Source organism: Cobetia sp. SIMBA_158 (assembly GCF_046566945.1).
Classification (GTDB): Bacteria; Pseudomonadota; Gammaproteobacteria; order Pseudomonadales; family Halomonadaceae; genus Cobetia; species Cobetia amphilecti.
In genome coordinates this window covers 199,486-224,048 of sequence record NZ_JAWJYL010000001.1, presented here as the reverse complement: position 1 = coordinate 224,048, position 24,563 = coordinate 199,486, and the positions used below count along the sequence as shown (strand labels likewise).

Sequence of the window (24,563 nt, the reverse complement as noted above, 5' to 3'; positions counted from 1 at the left end):
GCGCAAGACAAGGAAATCCAGCGTTTCATGCCTGGATCACAGCACCATGTGGATGCGACCGGTGGCCTTGAGGTCACGGTGCAGCGCATCCAGCTGATCGGTACCGGTGGCACGGATCACCACACGGATGCTGCGGTAGTTGCCGTTCTTGCTGTCCTGCCAGGTGATGGCCGTCGCATCGAAGCCCGGCGCATGCACTTCCAGGATATTGCAGACCACTTCGACGAGATCTTCTGCGGCGGTGCCGACGATCTTGAGGGAGAAATCACACGGGAATTCAATCTTCGGGGGCGTCTGCCCACCAGCTGCTGGCGTCTTGGCCATGGGGATAGCCCTTCAGGTAACTCTATTTCCGACCATTCTACTCAACAAAGGGCGATCCGTCAGCCGGATCGCCCTTTGTTGAGTACACGACCGCGATATTCAGGAGCGCGCGCCTGGCACCGCCAGCACGCGCGCCCCACTGCCATCACTGAATCACGTCATCGGCCGCGTCACTTCGCACAGCCAGACGACTGACTCAGTTGAACAGGCCGTGGAAGAACAGCATCAGGGCATCCCACAGACGCTTGAACAGGCCGCCCTGCTCCACCGGCTCCAGTGCCACCAGCGGCTCTTCGGCCAGCACCTTGTCGTCCAGCTTGATCTGCAGGGTACCGTACTGCTCGCCGGCCTGAACCGGGGCCTTGATGGTGTCCTTGAGATCAAGACGCGCGGTCAGCTTGTCTGCCTGACCACTCGGCACGGTCAGGAAGACATCCTGAGCCATGCCCAGACGCACCTGGTCCTTCTCGCCACCCCAGACACGCGCCTGGTTGAGCACCGCGCCCTTGTCATAGAGCTTCTTGCTCTCGAAGTAGCGGAAGCCGTAGGTCAACAGCTTCTGGGATTCCTGCGCACGCGCCTCTTCGGACTTGGTACCCATCACGACACTGATCAGGCGGGTATCTTCCTTCTTGGCGGATGCCACCAGGCAGTAGCCGGCTTCTTCGGTGTGGCCGGTCTTGAGGCCATCGACATCCTTGTCACGCCACAGCAGCTTGTTGCGGTTCGGCTGCTTGATGCCATTCCAGGTGAAATACTTCTGGGAGTAGATCTCGTAGTGATCCGGGTAGTCCTTGATGATGCGACGCGCCAGAATCGCCAGGTCGTGGGCCGTGGAGTAATGCTCCGCGTGCGGCAGGCCGGTGGCGTTCATGTAGTGGGTGTTCTTCATGCCCAGACGCTTGGCGTGCTGGTTCATCAGGTCGGCGAAGGAACCTTCGCTGCCGCCGATGCGCTCGGCCAGCGCGACGCTGGCGTCGTTGCCGGACTGGATGATGACACCGTGCAGCAGGTCATCGACGGTGACGCTGGTGCCTTCGCGGATGAACATGCGCGAGCCACCCGTCTTCCAGGCATTGACGCTGATGCGGACCTTCTCGTCCGGGCTCAGCTTGCCGTCGTCCATCTCGCTCTCGACCAGGTAGGCCGTCATCATCTTGGTCAGACTGGCCGGCGGCAGGCGCTTGTCGGCATTGTGCTCGACCAGGATGCGCCCGGAATTGGCGTCCATCAGGATCCAGGAAGAAGCCGCCAGCTGCGGCGCCGCCGGAATCAGGGTATCCGTCTCGATGGCATGGGCCGGGGTGGCGGCAACGCCTGCGAACAGCGCAATGCCGCTGGCCGCCATCAGCGCGGAGAATCGACGCCGAAGAGGAAGAAGTCGGGCTTTCAGGGACATGTTGGAATCTCTTTGACACTCATGCATAAGCCGAGGCTTGCGCCTCGGCCAGGTTGCGCCTCTTCACGAAGCGCATGATGGATGAAAACGGGCCTGCGGCCCTTATCGCTCTGCCGTGACGCTGAAGGCCCCGGCATAGCCAGCATCGGCCAGCGCCGACTTGAGCGATTCAATACGGACATTGTCTTCCAGCGGGCCGACCTGAACCTTGTAGAGGTCGCCGCTGCCCAGCACACGAGTCGGTCGTCCCAGACGGGAGCTGACACTGGCACGAATGCTGTCGGCCTTGCTCAGATCACTGACCGCCGCGACCTGCAGGAAGGTGGCTTCCCCGTTCGCCACGGAGGACGTGCTGCTCGGCGCAGCAGAGGCTACCACGGGCTTGGCGGCAACGCTCGCGCCGGAAGCGCTCGAGGCCACGGAACCACCGGTTGCCTGCATCGCGTCAAGGCCGGCAATGCCCTGCTCGCGGCGTACCGCCTGGCTGCGCGCCAGCAGACGCTCGGACTCTGCCGTGCCCTGGGTCGGGCTCGGGCCCGGCTTCCAGGTCGTGGCGTCGAGGGTCTCGACACGCACATGCCCGGTGCCATGGCCCAGCATATCCAGGCGCCACGCCGCGCTGTAGGACAGGTCGATCAGGCGATCCTCATGGAAGGGGCCGCGGTCGTTGACCTTGACGATGACCTGCTTGCCGTTGTCCAGATTGGTGACACGCGCATAGGTCGGCAATGGCAGCGACTTGTGGGCCGCCGTCATGGTGTACATGTCATAGATCTCGCCACTGGCGGTGGCGTAGCCATGAAACTTCTTGCCGTACCAGGAAGCAGTGCCCTCGGCCACGTAACCGCGCGGATCATCCATCACGCGATAGGTCTTGCCCCATACCTCGTACTCGCTGCGATTGCCGCTGCGGGTATAGGGTTCGACACGTGGCACCTCATCGGGCACCGCCGAGACATCCGGCGCATCATCGGGATAGGCATCACTGTCCATCTCGTAGCGGCCATTCTTGCCGGCCTTCTTGCCGGTGCTCGCCGAGGCACCATCACTGACCTGGGTGCCACCCCCACTGCTGGCACAGCCGGCCAGCAGGGCAAGCGCGAGGGTCAGCGGTAGCGCGCGTGACCAGCTCATCCCGCACCTCCGTCCTCGAGACGACGCTTGATCGCCCGGGAGAGCTCATCCACGGCCATCGCATACATGTGGCTGTGGTTATAGCGCGTGATGACGTAGAAGTTGTCGAAGCCGACGGCGTAGCGATAGCCCTGCTTCAGGTCCAGCGCCAACGGAATCACCTGGGTATTGCCGGCCACGTCGTCTGCCACCTGGACACCGGCCGCCTTGAGCGCGGAAACGCTCATGTACGGCTTTTTCGTCTTGTTGAAGGTGACGGAGGACGGCGGCGTCCCGGGACCATCCGCGGCGCTGACCACCGGCGCACCGGCCTTCCAGCCATGACGCGCGAAGTAGTTGCCGACGCTGCCGATGGCATCGACCGGGTTGTGCCACAGATCACGCACGCCATCGCCATCGAAATCGACCGCATAGGCCTGATAGCTGGTCGGGATGAACTGCGGATAGCCCATCGCGCCGGCGTAGGAGCCCTTGATGGAGAGCGGGTCGATGCCCTGCTCAATCGTCAGCTGCAGGAAGGCTGACAGCTCGCCACGGAAGAACTTGCCGCGACGCGGGTGATCGAAGGCCAGCGTGGACAGTGAATCGATCACGCGGTGAGTGCCGGTGTGCTTGCCGAAGAAGGTCTCGACACCGATGATGGCGGCGATGACTTCCGGCGGCACGCCATACTCGGCCTGGGCGCGATCGAAGGTCTCACGATGCTCGGCGATGAACTTCACACCAGCTTCGATGCGTGATTGCTTCATGAAGATGGCGCGGTACTGGTCCCAGCGCAGATGACCTTCCGCCGGACGCGACATGGCATCCAGCACCTTCTGGCTGTAATCGGCCTGATTCATCAGCTCGGTCACGCGATCGCGATCCAGCCCCTTGGCCACCAGCTCGTCGACCAGCTTGGCCGTTTCCGGGTGAGTCGCCGGGGCGAAGCCATCAGGCGCCGCCTTGGCCACGCCTGACATTCCCAGCAGCGGTGCCACCATCACCAGGGCTGCGCCCCAGTGCTTCAGACGTCGCCCACGCGCATTGATCACCGTCATCGACTCTCTCCTTGCCTGTCTGCGAGCTTGGGCTCGCGAATGTCCTTGCCACTCGGCAACTGGCCGCCACGTCATCGCGACAATAGGCGCCGGTGGGTATGAATGCTCATGAGAATACCGAAGCCTGCCAGCAAGGTCACGCTGGAGGTCCCACCATAACTGACCAGCGGCAACGGGACGCCAACGACCGGCAAGATACCCGATACCATGCCGATGTTGACGAAGACGTAGACGAAGAACGTCAGGATGATCGCGCCCCCCGTCAGCCGTGCAAAACTGTCCTGGCCATTGTTGGACATCACCAGCCCGCGCAGCACGATCAGCACGTAGAGCCCCAGGAAGAAGCTCATGCCGATCAGGCCGAATTCCTCCCCGATGACCGCGACGATGAAGTCGGTATGGCGCTCCGGCAGAAACTCGAGCTGGGACTGGGTCCCCAGGGTATAGCCCTTGCCGAAGATGCCGCCCGAGCCGATGGCCGTCTTGGACTGGATGATGTTCCAGCCCGCGCCGAGCGGGTCAGACTCCGGATTGAGGAATGTCAGCACACGGCGGCGTTGATAGTCGTGCATCACCATCCACAGAAGCGGCAATGCCGAGGCGATCAAGGCGCCGAAGAAGGCGATCAGCTTCCAGGAAAGCCCCGCCAGCAGGATCACGAACACGCCCGCCGCGGCGACCAGCAACGAGGTGCCGAGGTCTGGCTGGCGCGCGATCAGCAGCACCGGCGCGACGATGATCACGGCGCAGATGGCCAAGTCTCGCCAGCGAGGGGGCAGCGGGCGCTGCCCGAGCCAGCAGGCGACCATCATCGGCATCGCCAGCTTCATCAGCTCCGAGGGCTGGAAGCGCACCACCCCGGGGATGACCAGCCAGCGCTGGGCGCCCATGCCGACATCCCCGAGCACCTCCACCGCCACTAGCATCAGGAAGCCGGCGCCATAGGCGACCGGCGCCCAGCGGTAAAGGGTCGCGGGTGACAGCTGGGCGAGTCCGATCATGATCACCAGTGCCAGCGCCTGGCGTGAGGCCTGGCGCAGCGTGAAGTCGATATCCTGGCCGCTGGCGCTGTAGAGCACGATCAGCCCGCAGCCGAGCACGGCCAGCAGCAACAGCAACAGCCAGGGGTCGAGGTGGATACGCTCCCACAGGCTGGTGCGGCGGCGATGACTGAGGTCCCCGCCTACACCACGCATCGAGCGCTGATAATCAGTCGGCATCGTTCTCTCCTTGCTCACCCTCGCCCGCCGGTGCCTCCGGGGGTGCCAGAGCGGCAGCCAGCGTGAGCGCCGCCTCCCGCGCCTCGGGGTCAATGCGCGGCAACAGCCAGTAATCAGTGACGGCGCGCGCCATCGGGCCCGCCACGGAGCTGCCGCCCTGGCCATTCTCGATCACCACGGAGACGGCTATCTCCGGGTGCTCGACCGGCGCAAAGGCGGCGAACAGGGCGTGGTCACGCAGACGCTCCGCGAGCTCCTTGCCGTTGTATTTCTGGTCCTGTCCGAGGGTGAAGACCTGGGCGGTACCGGACTTGCCGGCCATGCGGTACTTGAGGCCGGGCCCAACATACTTGCGCGCCGTGCCTTCTCGCCCGCTGACCACGTCCTCGAGGGCGGCGATGACATCGTCCCACCACGCCGGATTGTCCAGCACCACATCCGGCTTTTCCTCGCTACGGGGCAGCAACACCGTCTCGTCACCGATGCGCTTGGCCAGGTGAGGCGTCACGTGTCTGCCGCGATTGGCCAGCACGGCCTCCGCCGAGGCGAGCTGCAACGGCGTGGCAAGCCAGTAGCCCTGACCGATACCGATGGAGATGGTCTCGCCGGGGTACCAGGGCTTGTCGTAGCGATTGCGCTTCCATTCCTTGGACGGCATCAGGCCGGGCAGCGCGCCCTGCACGTCCAGCGCCGTCTGCTCACCGAAGCCGAACTTGTGCATGTACTCGCTGATGCGGTCGATCCCCAGGCGGTAGGCGACGTTGTAGAAGAAGGTGTCATTGGACACCGCAATGCCACGCCGCATGTTGACGCGCCCATGCCCCCAGCGCAGCCAGTTGCGATACTTGTGGCTGTCATTGGGCAGCTGGAAATAGCCGGGGTCGTAGAAGGTGGTGCTGGTGGTGATGGCACCGTTCTCCAGCCCCGCCAGCGACATGAAGGGCTTCACGGTCGAGGCCGGCGGGTACTGGCCGCGAATGGCACGATTGAACAGCGGCAGGTCGATATCATTCTGCAGCGCGCGATAGCTCTTGACGCTGATGCCGGTGACGAACTCATTGGAGTTGAAGCCCGGCACGGAGGCCATCGCCAGGATGTCGCCCGTCTCGGGCTCGATGGCCACGATGGCACCACGTCGCCCCTTGAGCAGCCGATAGGCGAGATCCTGCAGGCCGCGGTCGATGGTCAGCGTCAGGTCCTTGCCCGGCACCGGATCGATCCGCGACAGCTCACGCAGCACGCGGCCCCGCGCATTGGTTTCCACCTTGCGCAGGCCCGCCTGACCGTGCAGCTCCTCTTCATAGAAGCGCTCGATACCGGTCTTGCCGATGAAGTGGGTGCCCGAATAGTTGCCCTTGTCGAGGGTCTTGAGCTCGGCCTGATTGATGCGCCCCACATACCCCAGGGTATGCGACAGCGGCTTGGCGTCCGGGTAGTAGCGCAGCAGCTGCGCCTCGACCTCGACGCCGGGCAGACGATAGCGATTGACGGCCAGGCGCGCGATCTGCTCCTGACTCAATTCACTCATCAACAGGGCGGGCTGGTAGGGGCGTTGACGCTGACGCGAGCGTTCCTTGAAGTCTTCGACTTCATCGGGCGGCAGATCGAGAATCTCGACCAGGCGCTCAAGCGTCGTCTCGAGATCACCGGCGCGTTCGCGCACGATGGTGAGATTGTAGTTGGGGCGGTTTTCGGCGAGCAGCTGACCATTGCGGTCATAGATCAAACCGCGCGTAGGCGGCAAGGGCTCGACACGCACACGGTTCTTGTCCGAGCGCGTCGTATAGATGTCGTGTTCCACGACCTGCAGGAAGAGCAGCCGCGCCAGCAGACACCCGGCCAGCACCAGCACAAGGCCGGCAGCCACGATGCTGCGAAGGCGAAAGATCCGCACTTCCTGTTGAGGATTCTTTATCGTCGCCCGGCGTTGGCGCATGGCGGGTCTCGCAACCAGTGTCGTGTCGCAAGCGGCAGGCGCTTACCGGTGATAGGGGTGCCCGACCAGCAATGTCCAGGCGCGGTAAAGCTGTTCCGCCAGCACGATGCGCACCAGGGGGTGCGGCAGCGTCAGTGCCGAGAGCGACCAGCGCTGATCGGCACGTGCCAGCAGGCGTGGGTCGAGCCCATCCGGACCACCGATGAGGATGGCCACGTCTCGCCCTCCCAGCCGCCAATCATCGGCATGCTGGGCAAGCTGCTCGGTACTCCAGGCCTTACCTAGGACATCAAGGGCGACAACATGTTCATTTCCCTTGAGTTTTTCAAGCATCCGGTCGCCTTCACTGGCCATGGCACGGGCGATGTCCGCATTCTTGCCGCGATTGCCGGGCGCCAGCTCGATGAACTCAAGCGAAAAATCCCGCGGCATGCGCTTGAGATATTCCCGGCTACCCTTCTCCACCCAGTCCGGCATCTTCTGCCCGACCGCCAAAACTCGGATCTTCATGTCCTGTCCCGTGCTGTGTCAGAACGACGGGCGAGCCCGCAGTCCTTCCATCGGATACTCCCTGCCCGCGACATCGCGACCGGCAAGGACGTAACGCGCGGTTGGCATGCCCCGACGAGCAACCCGTCGGGTCAGGCTGGCAGGATCAGTGGCTCTGCTCGTACTCTTCACGCGTTTCGCGGGGCAGATCGCTCCACAGGCGCTCGAGGTCGTACAGGGCACGGGTTTCGGCCAGCATGACGTGGACGACGACATCGCCCAGATCCAGCAGCACCCAGTCGGAGCCGTTGTCGCCTTCACAGCCCAGCGGCTTGACGCCGGCTTCTTTCACGGTGACCTGCACGTTGTTGGCCAGCGCGGAGATATGGCGGCTGGACGTACCGGTCGCGATCACCATCACATCGGTGACGCTGGTCAGCTTGGAGACATTGATCTCGCTGATTTCCTGGGCCTTGAGTTCTTCAAGGGCGTCGACAACCAGGTTTTTAAGAGCTTCGGTCTGCATGATTCCTCGGGAGTTTGTTCGGCAGGGGGCGCATTCTACCCGTTGGCGATGCGCGCGCCTATGGGCATCGTCATTTACTCGCCAAAGGGGCGCCACGCACGGCGATGCGGGATCGCGGCAGTGGCGCCCCTCTCATGATGCCACGCTCGCACGCGACAAGACGTTCAGAGCCACAACGCTCAGCTCGATGATGGGCTCAGGCTGATGACGGACAATAGAGGCCATGCGCCTCGATATGACGGATCACCGCTTCCGGCAGCAGGTAGCGCACGCTGTCACCCAGCGCGAGGCGCTCGCGCACGAAGGTGGCACTGATGGCCATGCGTGTCGGCAGCGACAGGCGCAACAGATGGCCACCCGGGCGCGCCATCAAGGCCGCCACCGAGTCGACCTCGCGCCCCTGGATCAACGCTTCGAGCGCCCGGGGCAGCGGTGCATCATGGTCCGGCCGCTCGATCACCACCACATGGGCATCATCAAACAGACGATCGGCGGCATGCCACTCCCCGAGCTTGAGGAAGGCGTCATGGCCGATGGCCATCACCAGCCGCGCCTGCGGGCCATATTCGGCACGCAGACTGGCCAGGGTGTCGGCACTGTAGGAAGGCCCATCGCGCAGCAGCTCACGCCCATCGGCCTTGAGGCCCGGCTCTGCCTCTATCGCGGCTTCCAGCATCGCCAGCCGCTGGTCACTGCTGACGCCGGGCGCGGCGCGATGCGGCGGCTGATGCGAAGGCACCAGCAGCACATGGTCCAGCCCCAGCGCTTCGCGCAGCTCGATGGCACTGCGCAGATGGCCGTGATGGATGGGGTCGAAGGTACCGCCGAGCATGGCGACACGCGGTACCGGGCCGAGGCAGCCCTCGAAGCCCGGCTCCGCTGCCGTGTCAGTCCTTGAGCGCGAGTCATGTGCCGACTCGGTGCCGTGATGCACGGCCTCACGCTCCTGCGCGAGACCATCGGCATTCAAGGGACGCTGGGTATCCTCCAGCGCCTCGGGCGACAGGGCCTGCTCGTTCGTCAAGGTCTGCTCGGGCGCGACCTGATCCTCGGCGGGTGAGACCTGGTCCTTCACTGGCGAATCTGCCCATCACCGAACACGATGTACTTGCGGGTCGTCAGGCCCTCAAGCCCGACCGGGCCACGCGCATGCAGCTTGTCGGTGGAGATGCCGATCTCGGCGCCCAGGCCATATTCGAAGCCATCGGCGAAGCGGGTGGAGGCGTTGACCATCACCGAGCTGGAATCGACTTCCGCCATGAAGCGGCGCGCCAGCGCATAGTTCTCGGTGATGATGGCCTCGGTGTGCCCGGAGCTGTGACGCTCGATATGCGCCATCGCCTCATCGACGCCATCCACGACGCGAATCGCCAGAATCGGCGCCAGGTATTCGGTGTCCCAGTCTTCCGCACTGGCGGCCACGGCCTGCGGCAGCACTTCGCAGGTGCGCTCGCAACCGCGAATTTCGACTTCATGTGCCGCCAGACGCTCGGCGATACGCGGCAGGACCTCGGCGGCAACCGGCGCATCGACCAGCAGGGTCTCCATGGTGTTGCAGGTGCCGTAGCGGTGGGTCTTGGCGTTCTCGGCGATCCGGACCGCCATCGCCAGGTCAGCCGTGGCATCGATATAGACGTGGCAGATGCCATCGAGGTGCTTGATGACCGGCACGCGCGCATCACGCGAGATACGCGAGATGAGGCTCTTGCCACCGCGCGGAATGATGACATCGACGAACTCGGGCATCGCGATCAGCTCACCGACCGCGGCGCGGTCCGTGGTGGCGACGACCTGCACTGCCGTGGCCGGCAGTTCGGAGAGCACCAACGCCTCGCTGATGATCTCGCTCAGCGCACGGTTGCTGGACGCGGCCTCGGAGCCACCGCGCAGGATGCAGGCATTGCCGGACTTCAGGCACAGGCTGGCCGCCTCGATGGTCACGTTGGGGCGTGACTCGAAGATGATGCCGATCACGCCCAGCGGCACGCGCATGTGGCCGACCTGAATGCCGCTCGGACGCGAGCGCAGACCATCGACCTCGCCGACCGGGTCCGGCAGCGCCGCGACCTGCTCGAGCCCTTCGATCATGCCGTCGATACGCGCCGGCGTCAGCGCGAGACGATCGACCATCGCCTCCGAGAGCCCATTGGCGCGTGCACGCGCCAGGTCCTCGGCATTGGCCTCTTCCAGTGTCTCGCGACGCTCATCGATCAGACGTGCCATGGTCTGCAGAGCACGATTCTTGATGCCGCTGTCGACGCGACGCATCACGACGCTTGCCGCGCGCGCTGCGTGCCCCAGACGATTCATGTACGCCACGACGTCCGTGGTGTCGTGCTTGCCCTGCTCACTCATGTGCCTAATCTCGCTGGTTGTCAGTGTCCACGTGCTCATTTCATCATCGGCCGGGCCCCGCGAGGGCATTCCCCAGAGAAGCCTCGCCATGAAGCCCTGACGTACAGCCCTGACGTGAAGGCCTGATGTGGTGGTCGTATGTGAAAGCCTCAGAGGCGTAGACACTTTTGTCACTCGCCGTTTGGGGTATGCTGCCATTATTGCAGACGACGTTGCATGATCGGAGCACCGTCGCATCTTGCAAACGTGCAGGCAATGCCCACGTCACAGACCGTTCGGCCAGGGAATTCGGCCGATTTCGCGCCATCCACGGCAAAGGTGCCAATATAAGTCACCATGGAGATCAAGTTCAAAGTCCGTATCAGTCAGTTCGTCTGTCTGCTCGGCTCTGTATTGCTGCTGCTGGAAGCGGCACGACAGATCAGTATCGGCCTGACGCTCACTGCCCTGTTGCTGGCGGTGGGCGGCACGATGTTGCTGGTGGTCTCTCTCGCCCACGAGCTGTTCACCCTGCGCTGGTTCCGCACGCTGGTGATGCTCAGCGTCGCGCTGATCATGAGTGCGCTGGTACTGCTGGCCCCGCAACAGCACCTGATGTGGCTGTGGGGCTTTGCCGTCCTGCTGCTCTATCCGCGCCCGCGCTGGCTGGCACCGGCCTGCGCACTGATCGGGCTGGTCACCACCTGGCTGGCGCTAGCTCAGCTGGGCAGCGACTGGCTGAGTCTGGGCATCGGCATCACCGCGACCCTGATGGCGCTCGGTGCCATCGGTGGGCGACGCCAGCAGCAGGTCTGGATGCAGCTGGAGCGGCGTGGTCGGCGTGATTCCAACCGCGCGATCTGGTCACAATACCAGCTGATGCGCGACCTGCCGCGGGAAATTGCCCGTGCCGATCGCGAGGACATCCATATCGAATTGATCCTGCTCGCACCGGTCAATACCGGTCGTCTGGCCAATCGTCGCCTGATGAACACCCTCGACAGTGCCGCGCTGCCGCATGAGACCCGCTACCAGCTCGATGACGGGGCACTGGCCGTCCTGCTGGTCACCCGCGGCGAGCGCATGGCCAGTCTGCGCCGTCGCCAGTTGATCGAGCATCTCGCGATGCCGATCCGCGCCCGCGTGCAGCCTCTCAACGACAGCGACCCCAATGCGCTGGACCTCAAGCGCCTCAGCGCCCACCTGAGCGATGAACCGCAGCCGATCACCCTGCTGCCGCCACTGCCTCGCAAGCCTGCCGATGCTGATGCCTCGTCAGATGAAACCTCGACAGACAACGCCCCGTCAGACTACGCCTCGACAGACGATGCCCCGTCAGACCATGGGCGAGACACCCTCAAACCGGCCAGCGCGGCAGACAAGGTCGCCGTGGCACCGTCGCGGGGAAATGATCACTGATGTCTCCTCTGCACAGCCTGGCCCATCGCGAGCGTCGCGAACTCGCCAATCGCAAGACACTGATCATGCTGCTGGCCGCCGCGGTGATCGCCACCTACGCCCTGTGGCGCTACCTGGTGGGCGATTTCGAGCATATCCTGACGCCGGTGCTGGCCACCTTGCTGATGGCGATTGCCGCCGGCCTCAATCACCTCGATGATGAGCAGCCGCTGCCTTCCTATCTGACGCTGATCGCCAGCTATCTGATGCTGGCACTCGAGGCGCCGGGCACCTACCCGGGCATGTCGCTGTGGTTGGGGCTGCCCAGCGTGCTGACATTGCTGCTGTTGCCCCTGGCGCCGGCAATGTTGCTCAATCTGGTGCTGGCACCGCTGTGGCTATGGCTATTGGGCCAGCAGGAAGACAACTTCGGCGAGGTACTGCGCTACCTGTGTCTGCTGCTGGTGGCCAGCCAGCCGTTCGTCATCAACAGCCTGCAGGCGGGTGTCATGAGCCTGACCGCCAGCGAGGAAACCGAGTGCAATGCCTTCAACGCCCGCACCGGCCAGCAACGGCTGATCAGTGAGGCGGCGCGTGCGCGGGCACTGGACCAACCGTTCAGCATTCTGGTCGTCTATCTGCCGCAACTGGACATGCTCGGCGAGCAGTTCGGCGAGGACAGGCGCGTCGAATGCCTGGCAATGGCCTGCGACGTGATGCAGGAGGTCTCGCGCCAGGGCGACCTGCTGTGTCGCAGCGACAAGTCGTCCTTCTGGCTGATGCTGCCCAATACCGGCGAGGCGGGAGCGCTGATCATGCGCGAGCGCCTGACCGCGGCGCTGGCAGCGGCTACACAGCCGGAAACCGGCTCCATCATTGCCCGCGCGCGCCTGGTGACGTACAAGGCCGATGACACCACCCAGAAACTCGAGCAACGCCTGCTGGCCAGCCAGCTTGCCCTGATGGATCTCAATGAATGAGCGACACCCTTGCGTCACTGCTGCATTGGCTGAACCCCAGTGTGATGATCGACACCCTGATGACCACGCTGAGCGATCACCCGGCAGCCCTTGTCGCCGTCATCGGCCTGGTCTCACTGCTTGAATCTCTCGCCATCATCGGCCTGCTGGTGCCGGGCGTGGTCATTCTCACCGCCGGCGCCTCACTGGCCGGCCACCTCGAACTCTCGCTGCCGATACTGCTGGCCGCCGGGGCGCTGGGCGCCATCATCGGCGATGGCGTGAGCTTCTGGCTGGGCATCCGCTATCGCGATCAACTGCCCGGCCGCTGGCCCTTCTCGCGCCATCCCGAGTGGATCGAGCACGGCCAGCAGTTCTTTCATCGCCACGGCAGCTGGTCGATCGCCTTCGGACGCTTCGTCGGCCCGGTACGCCCGATCATCCCGCTGGTCGCCGGCATGCTCGACATGCCGCCGGCGCGCTTCTTCCTGGTCAATGGCCTCTCGGCACTGGCCTGGGCACCGGCCTACCTGCTGCCGGGCTATCTGCTGGGCCAGACCTGGCAGTCACTGTTCACCCTGCCGGAAGGGGCCGACGGCCTGCTGGTCGGCCTGGCCAGCGGCCTGATCGCCTGTGCCTTCGCCTTCTCCTTCCTGCGTCGTCAGCTAGGCCGCGAGGGCCGCCTCTATCATTGGCTGGCTCGTCGCATGCGTCGCAGCCCTTCCGGGCGGCGTCTGTGGTGGCAGCTGCGTCATCCCGACCCCGAGGGCGAGTTTCCGCTCGCCTCGATGGCGCTGCTGATCTTCGCGGTGATCAGCGTGCCCGCCATGAGCCTGGCGGTGCTGGCCCATCCCGAGCCGTGGTGGATCGACCGCGTGGCCGCCTCACTGGCCGCAAGCCTCACCTCACTGATGCCCGCGGACTGGCTGCGCGAGGCAAGCCTCGTGCTGTCTCGCCTCGCCGATGGTACCGGCCTGGCGGCGCTCGTGGCTCCGTGGCTGGTATGGCTGCTGCTCAAGGGCCGCCATGCGGTGTGGTTGCATCTGACGGCCGCCTGGCTGGGCATCGCCAGCGCCAATACCGTGCTCAAGCACCTGATCCAGCGCCCGCGTCCGGATACCCCCGCCTTCCTGGAAGGATCGATGTCGTTTCCCAGCGCCCATGCCGCCGGCAGCGTGGCAGTGTTCGGGCTGGCCGCCGCCTTCATCGCCGAGCGCCAGCCCTCCTCGCGACGTCGCTGGATCTACTGGGCAGCCATCGCCGCCTGTACGCTCGTCGGCCTGTCACGCATCACGCTTGGCGTCCATTACCTCAGTGATGTGCTGGGCGGTGCCTGCGTGGGTCTGCTGGTCTGTGCGCTGGTGCGCATCAGCTATCCCGCCTTCGTGCGCCAGCCCTCTGCCCCCCTGGAATCGCCAGCCCCGCTGCTGTGGTTGAGCATGGCGAGCCTGCTGCTGTTGGCGGCACGCTTCGTCTGGCTGCCGCTCTAGTCTGTCGCGATCAGACTGCTGCCTCTCAGGCCGTCGCGATAACGTTGCCGCGATAACGCTGTAAACCGATGAGCCGCCTGAGATGGCGGCTTTATCACTATCCCCTGATGACGAGGAACCTCATGCCCGGCCCTGCTGCCCCTCCCTCCAACCAGCCCCAGGCACTGATGTCGATTCATCTCGGCATCGCGCTGCTCGGCGGTACGGCGTTGTTCTCGAAAGGCGTGCCCCTCTCGGCGCTCGATATCACCACCTGGCGCAGCCTGCTGGCGGGGCTGTTCCTGCTGTGGCTGGCACGCCTGAAGTGGCATGTCTCGCTGCGTCTGAGCGGGCGCGACTGGGCCTTGCTGGGCATCGCCGCCGCGCTGATGGCCGCGCACTGGGTGAGCTACTTTCACTCGATGCAGGTGTCTTCCGTGGCCACCGGCATGCTGGCGCTGTTCACCTATCCCATCTTCATCGTGCTGCTGGAGCCCTGGGTGGAAGGCACGCGCCTGAAAGCGAAGGACCTGGCGGCAGCTGGGCTGGTCTGCATCGGTGTCTGGCTGCTCGTCCCCGGCGGCGACAGCAGCGCGCAGGGCGACAGCCTGGCGGGAGTGTTATGGGGCGTGTTCTCGGGCCTGTTGTTCGCGGCGCGCAATCTGCTGGTGCGCTACCGTCTCAGCCACCTCAATCCCGTGCTGTCGATGAGCCTGCAGGCGCTGGGTGTCGTGGTGCTGACGCTGCCGTTCGTCTCCGGCGAGATCATGGATGCCAGCCCCTCGACGGGGATCGCCATGCTGGTGCTGGCCATCGTCTTCACGGCTGCGCCGCATGCACTGATGACCTTCGCCCTCGGCGGCCTCAAGGCCAAGACCGTCGGCATGATCGGCTGCCTGCAACCCGTCTACGGCGTGCTGCTGGCGTGGTTGATTCTCGGCGAGGTGCCCACCTGGCTGACGCTGGTCGGCGGCAGCTTCATCGTGGCGGCGGCAGCACTTGAGACCCTGCGTCGCAGCTGAATCAGCGCCGCAGCTAAACCAAAGCCGCGCCCCTGAACACATCAAGACCCGCCAATGGCGGGCCTTGATGTGTTCACAAGCTGCAATGCCTGGCTTATTCATGCCGACTTCAACCGGTCGCGAGCCAGATTCCCACGCCGATCATCAGCGTGCCGGCCACGCGGTTCATCAGGCGCACACGCGAGCCACGCCCCAGCCAGCGCGCCAGGCTGCTGCCACCGCCGGCGTAGAGCAGCAGGCAGGTAAATTCCAGCGTCAGGATGATGCCGACCAGCGCGATCAGCTGCGGCGCCAGCGGCAGGCTGGCATCCAGAAATGGCGGCAACAGCGCGATGAAGAACGCCCAGCCCTTGGGATTGGCGATTGCGGTGACGAAGCCCTGTGCCGCCAGAGCACGCCGCGCGGCGCGCGGTGCCGCCGCATCCTCCCCTGCTACCCCCAGGGCCAGGCGGCCACGTGAGCGCCACATCTGGATCCCCAGCCAGGCCAGGTAGGCGCCCCCCGCCAGCTTGAAGGCCGAGAACACCATCGGATAGCGCAGCATGATGGTCGCGACGCCGATCACCGCCGACACCGCCACCAGCCCGACGCCCAGCAGTTCGCCCACCATCATCCACAAAGTGCGCTTGACGCCCTGGGTCATGCCCAGGGTCATCGCCAGCGTCATGCACATGCCCGGCGTCAGCGAGACCAGAAAGAATGTCGGCACGAACACCGACAACAATGACCAATTCAGCATTCCCTGCTCTCCTTGCACAGTCTGATGCAGTGCCAGAGGGATGCCTCTGACAAGCTCTCACCCGAGCGGATCGACTGACCGCCCCTCAATCGCCGCTGACATGCCCCTCGCCCCAGCGCGGCATCAGCGTATGCGAGATTCCCAGCTGGTTGAGAATGCGCGCGACGATGAAATCGATCATGTCATCGAGGGTCTGCGGACGATGATAGAAGCCGGGCGCGGCGGGCAGGATGACGGCACCCATGCGCGTCAGACTCAGCATGTGTTCGAGATGGATGGCCGAGAACGGCGTCTCGCGCGGCACCAGAATCAGCGTGCGGCGCTCCTTGAGGGCCACGTCGGCGGCGCGCTCGATCAGGTTGTTGCTGGCCCCGGTCGCGATCGCGGACAGTGAGCCGGTGGAACACGGGCACACCACCATGGCGCTCGGCGCGCCGGAGCCGGAGGCCACCGGGGCCATCCAGTCCTCGCGCCCGAAGCAGCGAATCTGGCCGGGCCTGGCGGCGTAGCGCTGCGTGAGCACCTCGGTGAGACGCGCCGGGCGCGCCGGCAGCTCCTCGTCGGTCTCGGTAGCGATCACCATGTGCGCCGCCTTGGAGACCATCACCATCACTTCATGACCGGCCGCGACCAGACACTCGATCAGGCGCAGGCCGTACTGGGCACCGGAGGCCCCGGTCAGCGCGACGGTGACCGCCGACTTGAACTCGCCCTCTGGGGCTGTCGCTTGCGTCTTCATGCTTCACCTTCACGTGCTGCCAGCGCCGCAAGAAGGCGCTCGTGGATACCGCCGAAGCCGCCATTGGACATCACGACCACCCAGTCGCCGGCGCGGGATTGATTGGCGATCTTCGCGATCAGGGCATCGAGGTCCTGCTCGACCTCCGCCTCCACGCCGAGCGCGCGGCACTCGCTGACCGTCTCCTCCAATGACCAGCCAAGGCTGGGGCCCGCGAACCAGCTGACGCGGTCGGCCGCGGTCACTGAAGCCGGCAGACGCGCCTTCATGGTGCCGAGCTTCATGGTGTTGGAGCGCGGTTCGATCACCGCCCACAGGCGACCGCCCTGCCCTTCGGCCGCCACGCCCGGCGCCAGGCCCTCGAGCGTAGTGGCGATGGCGGTCGGGTGGTGCGCGAAGTCATCGATGACCTTGACGCCTGCCACCTCACCACGCAGCTCCTGGCGACGCCTGGGCGGCGCGAAGCGTGCGAGCGCCTCCAGTGCCACCGCAAGACTCACGCCGCATTCGACGGCCGCGGCCACGGCGGCGCAGGCATTGGCCACGTTGTGGCGCCCACGCATCGCCCACCGGCACTCGACGAAGCGATCCGTCTCGCCTGAGTCATCAAACGGCGGTGCCAGTGCGAAGTGGCTGCCGTCGGCACTGATCAGGCGATAGCGCCAGTCGCCACCGGCATTCTCGATGCCGCTCTCATCGCCGAAGCGCGTCACCGGCGTCCAGCAGCCTTGATCCAGCACGCGCTCCAGCGCCTCGGCACCGGCGACGGCGTCCGCCGCGACCACCAGCTTGCCGCCTGCCGGCACGGTGCGCACCAGGTGGTGGAACTGACGCTCGATGGCGGCGAGATCCGGGAAGATGTCGGCGTGATCGAACTCGAGATTGTTGAGCACGGCGATGCGCGGCCGGTAATGCACGAACTTGGAGCGCTTGTCGAAGAAGGCCGTGTCGTATTCATCGGCCTCGACCACGAAGGGCGCCCGGGGATCGCCGATACGCGCGGAATCGCCCAGCTGCGGCGGCACGCCACCGATCAGATAGCCCGGCGCGAGACCCGCACATTCGAGAATCCAGGCGGTCATGGTCGCGGTGGTGGTCTTGCCGTGGGTGCCGGCGATGGCGATCACCGGACGGCCGGTCAGCACCTCGTCACACAGCCATTGCGGGCCGGAGGTATAGGCCAGACCACGCTCGAGCAGCGCCTCGACTTCGGGGTTGCCGCGCGAGACGGCATTGCCGACCACCGTAAGGTCAGGCGCGGGGACGAGATTGTCGGCCGCATAGCCTTCCATCAGGGTGATACCGGCCTCGGCCAGCTGTGTGCTCATGGGCGGATAGACGTTGGCATCGCTCCCCGTGACGCGATGACCACGCGCGCGCGCCAGAAGCGCCAGAGAGCCCATGAAGGTACCGCAAATACCGATGACGTGAAGGTGCATCTGTTTCTCCAATCCGGAAGCCCGAGCAGCCTAGCATGCCCGCCAGGCGGCGAGTAGCGCGCGGCCTGTCAGGGATGGACGACACCCCCAGTGGCATTCGGGCGTCGTGCAGGGGTCATGTCTTTCGGATATGATGCGGCGGGTAAGCGCCAGCCCGTTCAAGACCATGACAAGGAAGCAGAGACGAGAAGCCCATGCCCCAGCACAATGCCTTCTACGCCCAGTCCGGTGGCGTTACCGCCGTCATCAACGCCAGTGCCTGTGGCGTCATCGAAGCCGCTCGTGAAAACGGCGACCAGATCGGCAAGCTGTATGCCGGTCACAACGGCATCATCGGTGCCCTGACCGAAGACCTGATCGACGTCAGCCAGGAAAGCGACGAGAACATCGCCGCCCTGCGCCACACGCCGGGCGGTGCCTTCGGCTCCTGCCGCTACAAGCTCAAGAGCATCGAGGACCACCGTACCCAGTACGAGCGTCTGATCGAGGTGTTCAAGGCCCACGACATCCGTTACTTCTTCTACAACGGTGGCGGCGACAGCGCCGATACCTGCCTGAAGGTCTCCCAGCTGGCCGAGACCATGGGCTACCCGATCCAGGCCATCCACGTGCCGAAGACCGTGGACAACGACCTGCCGATCACCGACAACTCGCCGGGCTTCGGCAGCGTGGCCAAGTACATCGCCACCTCCACCCGTGAAGCCGGTCTCGACATCGCCTCCATGTGCGCCACCTCCACCAAGGTATTCATCCTGGAAGTCATGGGCCGTCACGCGGGCTGGATCGCCGCTGCCGGCGCCCTGGCCGGTGAGGATGCCACCCAGCCGCCGCACATCGTCGTCTTCCCGGAAGTCGCCTTCCACCGCAAGGAATTCATGGCGCGCGTCGATACCTGCGTCAAGGAACACGGCTATTGCGTGGTGGTGGTCTCCGAAGGTGCGCGTTACGAAGATGGCACCTTCCTGGCCGATGCCGGCAACACCGATGCCTTCGGCCACCGTCAGCTGGGCGGCGTCGCGCCGACACTGGCCGGCATGGTCAAGCAGGACCTGGGCTACAAGTACCACTGGGCGGTGGCCGACTACCTGCAGCGCGCAGCGCGTCACATCGCCTCCAGGACCGACGTCGAGCAGGCCTACGCCACTGGCCGTGCCGCCGTCGAGATGGCGCTGGCCGGCAAGAATGCCGTGATGCCGGCGATCCGTCGCCTCGGCGATGGCGCTGACTACGCCTGGGACATCATCGAGGCGCCGCTGGAGCAGATCGCCAACCACGAGAAGTTCATGCCGCTCGAGTTCATCACCGAAGATGGCTTCTACATCACCGACGCCTGCCGCGAATATCTGTCGCCGCTGATCCAGGGTGAGGACTTCCCGCCGTTCGTCAATGGTCTGCCGGCGGTCGCCAGGCTCACGCTGGCCAAGGTCGAGAAGAAGCTGACACCGTTCACGATCTGATCGCCTGACTTTGATGCGCCTGACTGGTCCGGCGCTGATACGGCCAGTTGCTGACAGTGAAGCGAGTGTAAAAAAGCCCCGCACAGGCAACTGTGCGGGGCTTTTTGATGGCGGTCAGTTGTCATGCGGCGGTACGGGGAAACACCTCCTCCAGCCGGTACACCGCATGCGCCTGCTGCTGACGCTGGCTGACCTCGACCATACGCGCCGCCACCTGAGTGCCACGGATCGGGCGATAGCGCTGCAGGCCCGGCAAGCGGGTGAGCAACGGCAACAGATAGCGACCCAGCGTCTCGCCCAGGCGGAACTCGCTGCGCTTCCCCACCAGCAATGACGGCTGGAAGACACTGATACGCGCAAAAGGCAGCGCCTTGATGGCCACTTCCAGCTCGCCCTTCATCCTGAGATAGCCATTGCGGCTCGCGTGATTGGCGCCGCTGGAGGAGACCAGCAGGTAGTGCGTCACTCCCTGGGCAGCCGCCAGCCGAGCGGCACTCAGTTGATGATCGATATCGACACGCCGCTGGGCCTCGAGCGATCCCGCCTGCTTGAGCGTGGTGCCCAGGCACGAGAACAGCAGGTCTGCCTGGAAGCAATCGGCCCAGTCTTCCAGTCGCGCGAAGTCGACCACATGGTTCTCGACCTTGTCAGAGTCGCCAGGCACCGGCCGGCGAGTCAGCGTGATGACTCGGGCGATGGCCTCGCAGGTGATAAGCTCAGCCACCACCTCGCGCCCGACCACGCCGGTCGCCCCGATCACGATCGCGGTCTGTCCCATACACCTCTTCTTCCCACCATGGCCTTGAGCGCCATCAGGCTCTGCGCTCACTTCAGCAGCCAGGACAGCACCAGCAGCAACAGCAAAATGCCGGCGACGCCCTGCCAGAAATTGGCCGGTTCACGTATCGCCTCCGAGGGCGTCAGCGCCTTGCCGGGGTCCTGCTGCGGCAGGCGCAGCGCGTAAAGCAGCTCAGACAGGCGGCGATAGCGCAGGGTGCGTTGCGGGTCCAGGGCGCGCCTGAGGGCGTCGTCCAGGATCTGTGGCACCTGAGGATTGCGCATGCGGGCTGGCTGATATTCCAGCAACTCGAGGTCGGTATGGGTGCGCAGCTGCTCCATCGACTGGGCGTAGGGCTGCATGCCGGTCAGCAGCCAGTAGATCACCGAGGCCAGGCCATACTGATCGCTGCGACGACTGACATCGGCGCCAAGGGCATATTCCGGCGCGCTGTGTTCGGTCAGGCCGACCTGACGCGCCAGCGGACCGGCGCTCTCATGGCCATCCCCTTCACGCAGATGGCAGGCGCCGAAATCGACCAGTACCACCTTGCCATGACGATCGATCATCACGTTGTCGGGGTGAATCAGCTGGTGCAGCACCTCACGACGATTGAGGGCGTGCACGGCCTTGCCAAGCTGGCGCGCGATATCGAGACGCTGCTCGAGATTGGCCTGCGGGTGCATGCGCGCCCATTCGGTCAGTGTCTGCGCCTCCAGATGCTCGAGCAGATAGTAGAGATGATCACGCGGACGTGACGGCTCCACCACCTTGACCACGAAGGGCGAGCTGACGCGGTCCACCACCCACTGCTGGAGCAGGAAGTGCTCGAGATAGGCATTCTTGAGCGACAGCTCCGGGCTGGGCGCCTTCATCACCATCACGCGCCGGCTCTTGAGGTCACGCACTTTGTAGACGCGCACCCGCGCGCTGCGCGACATGACTTCCATCACTTCTAGGCCATCGATGCGGTCGCCCGGCTCCAGCTCACGCGGCACCGGCAGGTCGCCATAGACGCGCCCCGGCGTATCGTCAGAGGCAGTCGCCAGGCGATCGATGCGCACCAGCTGGAAGCAGAACTGGTCGGCCGTGTAGCCGCGCTCATCGGCGCGGTCCGCCGCGGCATGGGCCAGGCGCTCACTGGCAGCATCGAGATCCGAGACGTCATCGCGAATCAGTGACACGAAATCGGAAGGCAGCAGGGTGCCGCGCACCGCCTGGGTGGTGAACAGGAAGATATCGCCCTGCTTGAGCGGCAGCTCGATGTAGTCGATGTCGAGGCTGACATCCATGCCCAGTGCCCGCGACGGATAACGATAGCCACCGAGATCGGTGACATGGTCGCGCGAGATCTGCTCGAACTCGCCGCCACGCAGCCGGAAGACCACCGTGTCGCCGGCATGGAACAGATGCGCCGACTGGCCCCGGAAGACGACGGCGGAAATAGAGGTCACGTAACTGCCGCCCCGCACGAAGCGGCTCTGGCTGTAGCACCAGCTGTTCAGCGCCCGCAGCACGCGGGTCGCGGAATACTTGACGCTCCAGTTGTCGGGCGTGGCGAAGTAATCGGCCAGAAAGCCACGCACGGCAAGGTCGCCGGCCTGCTTGGCAATCGCGTTCTTGCTGGTGGTGTCGGCGATCAGCGCACAGCCGCCCTTGGCCGCCAGCGGGCCGCGCTCCAGCGGTATCTCCAGCGACATCGAGCTGCGATGACGCTTGCGGTCGGGAGCCACGAAGGCCTGACCGTAACTGAGTGAAAGCTCTGCATCCGCCAAGGCGGTCTCCTTGCGTCTCGATCCTGCCGTTACGTTTCATGCATGCGGTGGTGACGCAGCGCCAGCCGATGCTGAACGCACAATCGCCGTTGCGCCGCGCTGGACGGCCCCAAGTGTTACCCGAGTCAGCCTGCAGTGCCACCACTCGTTGGTGCAACGCAAGGCGATCGAGCGTGGCATAATGGCAAAACGGTCTGCCAGTTCGTATAATTCAGCGGAATTTTGACCCGCAGGCCTTCAACCCGCAAACCCAAGGACTCGACAATGAGTTTCGACAAGATCCCCGCTGGCAAGGAATTGCCGAACGACGTCTACGTAGCGATCGAGATTCCGGCCAATCACGCGCCGATCAAGTACGAGATCGACAAGGACATCGATGCGCTCATGGTGGATCGTTTCATGGCCACCCCGATGTTCTACCCGGCCAACTACGGCTACATCCCGAACACCCTGGCCGACGATGGCGATGCCCTCGACGCACTGGTCGTGACCCCGTATCCGGTCGCTCCGGGCAGCGTCATCCGTGCGCGTCCGGTCGGCGTGCTCAACATGAGCGACGAAGCCGGTGAAGACGCCAAGCTGGTCTGCGTCCCGCACCAGAAGCTGACCTCCCTGTACGACGACGTCCAGGAAGTCACTGATCTGCCGGAACTGCTGCGTCAGCAGATCGCGCACTTCTTCGAGAACTACAAGGATCTCGAGAAAGGCAAGTGGGTCAAGATCGATTCCTGGGACGGTGCTGATGCCGCCCGTGCCGCGATCGAGAAGGCAGCCGCTGCCTACCAGAAGGACTGAGTCCTTCTGAAGTGATGCGCGATTCAGGCATCACGATGCAAAAAAGCCCCCGTCAATGACGGGGGCTTTTTCGTTTCCGGCTCACGCCCGACACCGGTGAGGAGAACCCTCAGGCGGCAGCGGGCGTCACGGGATCAGCCCTTCTCGAGCAGGCTGCGCAGGTCACTGATCGCGGAGTTGGCACGCGCGACGTAGTTGGCCATCACCAGCGAATGGTTGGCGAAGAAGCCGAAGCCGGAGCCATTGAGGATGATCGGGCTGCCGATATCGGTCTGGGTCGCTTCCAGCTCACGGATGATCTGGTCGATGGAGGTCAGCGCGTTCTTGTCTTCCAGCACGCCCTGGAAGTCATGACGCACTGCCTTGAGCAGATGGATCAGCGCCCAGGAGGTGCCGCGTGCCTGATAGAAGACATCGTCGATCTCGAGCCACGGCGTCTTGATCTCTTCTTCCGTCTGGGTGCTCTTGGCCGAGGTGGCGCTCTTGTCGCCGGCCAGGCTCAGGTTGAGCTGCGACTTGCCGACACTCGCCGACAGACGCTGGGACAGGGAGCCGAGGCGATTCTCGACATCGGACAGCCACGCCACCAGGTTGTCGGCACGCGCGTAGAACTGGCCGTTGTTCTGGGTGTCATCGCTCAGACGCTTGAGGTAGTCGCCCAGCTCACGGTTGGCGTCGGCATATTCGTGCTCGGCTTCCGGCAGCATCCAGGCATTGGCATCGATGAACAGCAGGGATTCGGCCTTGCCCAGCGCCTTGTCATCGCTGGACTGGGACTGCGAGCGGCTGAATTCCTTGCGCAGCTCACGCGTCATGTCACGCACCTGTACCAGTACGCCATATTCCCAGTTGGGCATGTTGTCGAGCATCAGCCCCGGCGGCGCCACATCATTCTTGAGATAACCGCCCGGCTTGTGCAGCAGGGTATCGTTGAGTTTCATCAGGGTGGCGACGGTCGCGGTGCCTGTCGGCAGGGTCTCGAAAGCCGGTGCCGGCTCTTCACCCTCGACCTTGGCCACCGGAGCGGCCAGACCATGCACGCGAGCCAGTTCGGTGCGCGTGGCCTGATCGATGTTGAACTCGTCCGGTTCACTGCTCCAGTAGATACCAAGGCCAACGCAGACCAGCAGGTAAATGACGAACAGCCCGATCAGTGGTTTCCAGATCCAGCCATACTGAGGCGTTTCCAGCACATCGCGATTGGCGCCGCGCTTGCTGCCTTTACCGAATAGGGCCATGCGTTCTTCCTTGTATGAAGCCTTGTAGAAAAAGCCGTGTGAGAGACGAGTCAGACCTGCCTGAACGGATGTGAGCCGCGCCGATGCATCCAGCGCAGGTACTCATGACGTACGTCCTATCCTATCATGCGCCCCTGCACGTGCCAGTCGCACTCGGTGAAGTGCCGGTTCTGTGACAAGGTGCGATGCGCTCCGGATTGCGGGCCGGGTCACGGGCCCGGCCGTGGACCGAACCGCGGTACGAGCCGAGTACCAGACTGCCACCCACGCAGGCGGCTTCACCACTCGAGCCCGATATGTCCTCACACGCCCTCACACGAGCGGATGTCTGCTACATGGTGGCACATTCATCC

22 protein-coding genes are annotated in these 24,563 nt (G+C 64.5%); 6 read left to right on the top strand and 16 right to left on the bottom strand.

Annotation, left to right across the window (positions count from 1 at the left end):
- Positions 1-36: 36 nt before the first annotated feature.
- The 10 genes from R2R70_RS00980 to R2R70_RS00935 form a co-directional block, all read right to left on the bottom strand.
- Positions 37-324, bottom strand: coding sequence for a YbeD family protein (locus R2R70_RS00980; RefSeq protein WP_043331948.1), 288 nt, complete (start codon positions 322-324; stop codon positions 37-39).
- A gap of 196 nt (positions 325-520) precedes the next feature.
- On the bottom strand, positions 521-1,723 hold the full coding sequence (locus R2R70_RS00975) for a D-alanyl-D-alanine carboxypeptidase family protein (protein WP_054555032.1): 1,203 nt from the start codon (positions 1,721-1,723) through the stop codon (positions 521-523).
- A gap of 102 nt (positions 1,724-1,825) precedes the next feature.
- Positions 1,826-2,857 carry a septal ring lytic transglycosylase RlpA family protein gene (locus tag R2R70_RS00970; RefSeq protein ID WP_192838405.1) on the bottom strand — a complete coding sequence of 344 codons (1,032 nt, stop codon included), beginning with the start codon at positions 2,855-2,857 and terminating at the stop codon, positions 1,826-1,828.
- The gene (gene mltB / locus R2R70_RS00965) at positions 2,854-3,897 is read right to left on the bottom strand and encodes a lytic murein transglycosylase B (protein ID WP_410976987.1); all 1,044 of its coding nucleotides are present in this window, start codon (positions 3,895-3,897) and stop codon (positions 2,854-2,856) included. The genes R2R70_RS00970 and mltB overlap by 4 nt, the downstream gene beginning before the upstream one ends.
- Before the next feature lie 71 nt (positions 3,898-3,968).
- Entirely contained in the window at positions 3,969-5,117 is a 1,149-nt protein-coding gene (rodA, locus tag R2R70_RS00960) for a rod shape-determining protein RodA (RefSeq protein ID WP_043331958.1), read from the bottom strand.
- Positions 5,107-7,053 carry a penicillin-binding protein 2 gene (gene mrdA, locus R2R70_RS00955; RefSeq protein WP_082388120.1) on the bottom strand — a complete coding sequence of 649 codons (1,947 nt, stop codon included), beginning with the start codon at positions 7,051-7,053 and terminating at the stop codon, positions 5,107-5,109. The genes rodA and mrdA overlap by 11 nt, the downstream gene beginning before the upstream one ends.
- 42 nt (positions 7,054-7,095) lie before the next feature.
- Complete coding sequence (gene rlmH / locus R2R70_RS00950; RefSeq protein ID WP_043331959.1) at positions 7,096-7,563, bottom strand: 23S rRNA (pseudouridine(1915)-N(3))-methyltransferase RlmH; 468 nt, start codon at positions 7,561-7,563, stop codon at positions 7,096-7,098.
- A gap of 145 nt (positions 7,564-7,708) precedes the next feature.
- On the bottom strand, positions 7,709-8,068 hold the full coding sequence (gene rsfS / locus R2R70_RS00945; protein WP_043331961.1) for a ribosome silencing factor: 360 nt from the start codon (positions 8,066-8,068) through the stop codon (positions 7,709-7,711).
- A gap of 196 nt (positions 8,069-8,264) precedes the next feature.
- Complete coding sequence (gene nadD / locus R2R70_RS00940) at positions 8,265-8,900, bottom strand: nicotinate-nucleotide adenylyltransferase (RefSeq protein ID WP_410977319.1); 636 nt, start codon at positions 8,898-8,900, stop codon at positions 8,265-8,267.
- A 239-nt stretch (positions 8,901-9,139) separates the two neighbouring features.
- On the bottom strand, positions 9,140-10,423 hold the full coding sequence (locus tag R2R70_RS00935) for a glutamate-5-semialdehyde dehydrogenase (protein WP_410976986.1): 1,284 nt from the start codon (positions 10,421-10,423) through the stop codon (positions 9,140-9,142).
- A 336-nt stretch (positions 10,424-10,759) separates the two neighbouring features.
- Between R2R70_RS00935 and R2R70_RS00930 the strand changes: the two genes are divergently transcribed.
- The 4 genes from R2R70_RS00930 (at position 10,760) to R2R70_RS00915 (ending at position 15,250) form a co-directional block, all read left to right on the top strand.
- Positions 10,760-11,821: a hypothetical protein gene (locus tag R2R70_RS00930; RefSeq protein WP_410976985.1), complete on the top strand. Its 1,062-nt coding sequence runs from the start codon at positions 10,760-10,762 to the stop codon at positions 11,819-11,821.
- Positions 11,821-12,780, top strand: coding sequence for a diguanylate cyclase domain-containing protein (locus tag R2R70_RS00925; RefSeq protein WP_166019248.1), 960 nt, complete (start codon positions 11,821-11,823; stop codon positions 12,778-12,780). Before R2R70_RS00930 ends, R2R70_RS00925 begins: the two co-directional genes overlap by 1 nt.
- Positions 12,777-14,249, top strand: coding sequence for a bifunctional DedA family/phosphatase PAP2 family protein (locus R2R70_RS00920; RefSeq protein ID WP_410976984.1), 1,473 nt, complete (start codon positions 12,777-12,779; stop codon positions 14,247-14,249). The genes R2R70_RS00925 and R2R70_RS00920 overlap by 4 nt, the downstream gene beginning before the upstream one ends.
- A 122-nt stretch (positions 14,250-14,371) precedes the next feature.
- On the top strand, positions 14,372-15,250 hold the full coding sequence (locus tag R2R70_RS00915; RefSeq protein ID WP_159055782.1) for a DMT family transporter: 879 nt from the start codon (positions 14,372-14,374) through the stop codon (positions 15,248-15,250).
- A 109-nt stretch (positions 15,251-15,359) separates the two neighbouring features.
- Here R2R70_RS00915 and R2R70_RS00910 read toward each other — a convergent pair whose 3' ends face one another.
- From R2R70_RS00910 to mpl, 3 genes are all read right to left on the bottom strand, one after another.
- Entirely contained in the window at positions 15,360-15,989 is a 630-nt protein-coding gene (locus R2R70_RS00910) for a LysE family translocator (protein ID WP_410976983.1), read from the bottom strand.
- A gap of 85 nt (positions 15,990-16,074) precedes the next feature.
- A complete protein-coding gene (locus tag R2R70_RS00905) occupies positions 16,075-16,728 on the bottom strand; it encodes a flavin prenyltransferase UbiX (RefSeq protein WP_215823969.1) in 654 nt (217 codons plus the stop codon).
- A complete protein-coding gene (gene mpl, locus R2R70_RS00900; protein WP_410976982.1) occupies positions 16,725-18,167 on the bottom strand; it encodes a UDP-N-acetylmuramate:L-alanyl-gamma-D-glutamyl-meso-diaminopimelate ligase in 1,443 nt (480 codons plus the stop codon). Before mpl ends, R2R70_RS00905 begins: the two co-directional genes overlap by 4 nt.
- Before the next feature lie 194 nt (positions 18,168-18,361).
- Between mpl and R2R70_RS00895 the strand changes: the two genes are divergently transcribed.
- Positions 18,362-19,624, top strand: a complete 1,263-nt coding sequence (locus R2R70_RS00895; RefSeq protein ID WP_107335366.1) for a 6-phosphofructokinase — start codon at positions 18,362-18,364, stop codon at positions 19,622-19,624.
- Between the two features lie 121 nt (positions 19,625-19,745).
- Here R2R70_RS00895 and R2R70_RS00890 read toward each other — a convergent pair whose 3' ends face one another.
- Complete coding sequence (locus tag R2R70_RS00890; RefSeq protein ID WP_107335367.1) at positions 19,746-20,402, bottom strand: NAD-dependent epimerase/dehydratase family protein; 657 nt, start codon at positions 20,400-20,402, stop codon at positions 19,746-19,748.
- 47 nt (positions 20,403-20,449) lie between these two features.
- Positions 20,450-22,177 (bottom strand): bifunctional protein-serine/threonine kinase/phosphatase, encoded by a 1,728-nt coding sequence (locus tag R2R70_RS00885; protein ID WP_043331977.1) that lies wholly within the window; start codon positions 22,175-22,177, stop codon positions 20,450-20,452.
- A gap of 264 nt (positions 22,178-22,441) precedes the next feature.
- Between R2R70_RS00885 and ppa the strand changes: the two genes are divergently transcribed.
- Positions 22,442-22,972 carry an inorganic diphosphatase gene (gene ppa / locus R2R70_RS00880; protein ID WP_043331979.1) on the top strand — a complete coding sequence of 177 codons (531 nt, stop codon included), beginning with the start codon at positions 22,442-22,444 and terminating at the stop codon, positions 22,970-22,972.
- Positions 22,973-23,106: 134 nt separating this feature from the next.
- On the opposite strand, the gene R2R70_RS00875 is transcribed toward ppa, so the two are convergent.
- Positions 23,107-24,210, bottom strand: coding sequence for a DUF2333 family protein (locus tag R2R70_RS00875; protein ID WP_043331981.1), 1,104 nt, complete (start codon positions 24,208-24,210; stop codon positions 23,107-23,109).
- Positions 24,211-24,563 lie beyond the last annotated feature (353 nt).

Excerpts from the sequence above, each read along its gene's own strand:
- mpl (WP_410976982.1), bottom strand. The coding sequence starts at position 18,167 with ATGCACCTTCACGTCATCGGTATTTGCGGTACCTTCATGGGCTCTCTG.
- rlmH (WP_043331959.1), bottom strand. The coding sequence starts at position 7,563 with ATGAAGATCCGAGTTTTGGCGGTCGGGCAGAAGATGCCGGACTGGGTG.
- mrdA (WP_082388120.1), bottom strand. The coding sequence starts at position 7,053 with ATGCGCCAACGCCGGGCGACGATAAAGAATCCTCAACAGGAAGTGCGG.
- R2R70_RS00915 (WP_159055782.1), top strand. The coding sequence starts at position 14,372 with ATGCCCGGCCCTGCTGCCCCTCCCTCCAACCAGCCCCAGGCACTGATG.
- R2R70_RS00875 (WP_043331981.1), bottom strand. The coding sequence starts at position 24,210 with ATGGCCCTATTCGGTAAAGGCAGCAAGCGCGGCGCCAATCGCGATGTG.
- ppa (WP_043331979.1), top strand. The coding sequence starts at position 22,442 with ATGAGTTTCGACAAGATCCCCGCTGGCAAGGAATTGCCGAACGACGTC.
- R2R70_RS00910 (WP_410976983.1), bottom strand. The coding sequence starts at position 15,989 with ATGCTGAATTGGTCATTGTTGTCGGTGTTCGTGCCGACATTCTTTCTG.
- R2R70_RS00935 (WP_410976986.1), bottom strand. The coding sequence starts at position 10,423 with ATGAGTGAGCAGGGCAAGCACGACACCACGGACGTCGTGGCGTACATG.
- R2R70_RS00905 (WP_215823969.1), bottom strand. The coding sequence starts at position 16,728 with ATGAAGACGCAAGCGACAGCCCCAGAGGGCGAGTTCAAGTCGGCGGTC.
- R2R70_RS00970 (WP_192838405.1), bottom strand. The coding sequence starts at position 2,857 with ATGAGCTGGTCACGCGCGCTACCGCTGACCCTCGCGCTTGCCCTGCTG.
- R2R70_RS00980 (WP_043331948.1), bottom strand. The coding sequence starts at position 324 with ATGGCCAAGACGCCAGCAGCTGGTGGGCAGACGCCCCCGAAGATTGAA.
- R2R70_RS00930 (WP_410976985.1), top strand. The coding sequence starts at position 10,760 with ATGGAGATCAAGTTCAAAGTCCGTATCAGTCAGTTCGTCTGTCTGCTC.
- nadD (WP_410977319.1), bottom strand. The coding sequence starts at position 8,900 with ATGCTCGGCGGTACCTTCGACCCCATCCATCACGGCCATCTGCGCAGT.
- R2R70_RS00920 (WP_410976984.1), top strand. The coding sequence starts at position 12,777 with ATGAGCGACACCCTTGCGTCACTGCTGCATTGGCTGAACCCCAGTGTG.
- mltB (WP_410976987.1), bottom strand. The coding sequence starts at position 3,897 with ATGACGGTGATCAATGCGCGTGGGCGACGTCTGAAGCACTGGGGCGCA.
- R2R70_RS00975 (WP_054555032.1), bottom strand. The coding sequence starts at position 1,723 with ATGTCCCTGAAAGCCCGACTTCTTCCTCTTCGGCGTCGATTCTCCGCG.
- R2R70_RS00890 (WP_107335367.1), bottom strand. The coding sequence starts at position 20,402 with ATGGGACAGACCGCGATCGTGATCGGGGCGACCGGCGTGGTCGGGCGC.
- R2R70_RS00925 (WP_166019248.1), top strand. The coding sequence starts at position 11,821 with ATGTCTCCTCTGCACAGCCTGGCCCATCGCGAGCGTCGCGAACTCGCC.
- rsfS (WP_043331961.1), bottom strand. The coding sequence starts at position 8,068 with ATGCAGACCGAAGCTCTTAAAAACCTGGTTGTCGACGCCCTTGAAGAA.
- R2R70_RS00895 (WP_107335366.1), top strand. The coding sequence starts at position 18,362 with ATGCCCCAGCACAATGCCTTCTACGCCCAGTCCGGTGGCGTTACCGCC.
- rodA (WP_043331958.1), bottom strand. The coding sequence starts at position 5,117 with ATGCCGACTGATTATCAGCGCTCGATGCGTGGTGTAGGCGGGGACCTC.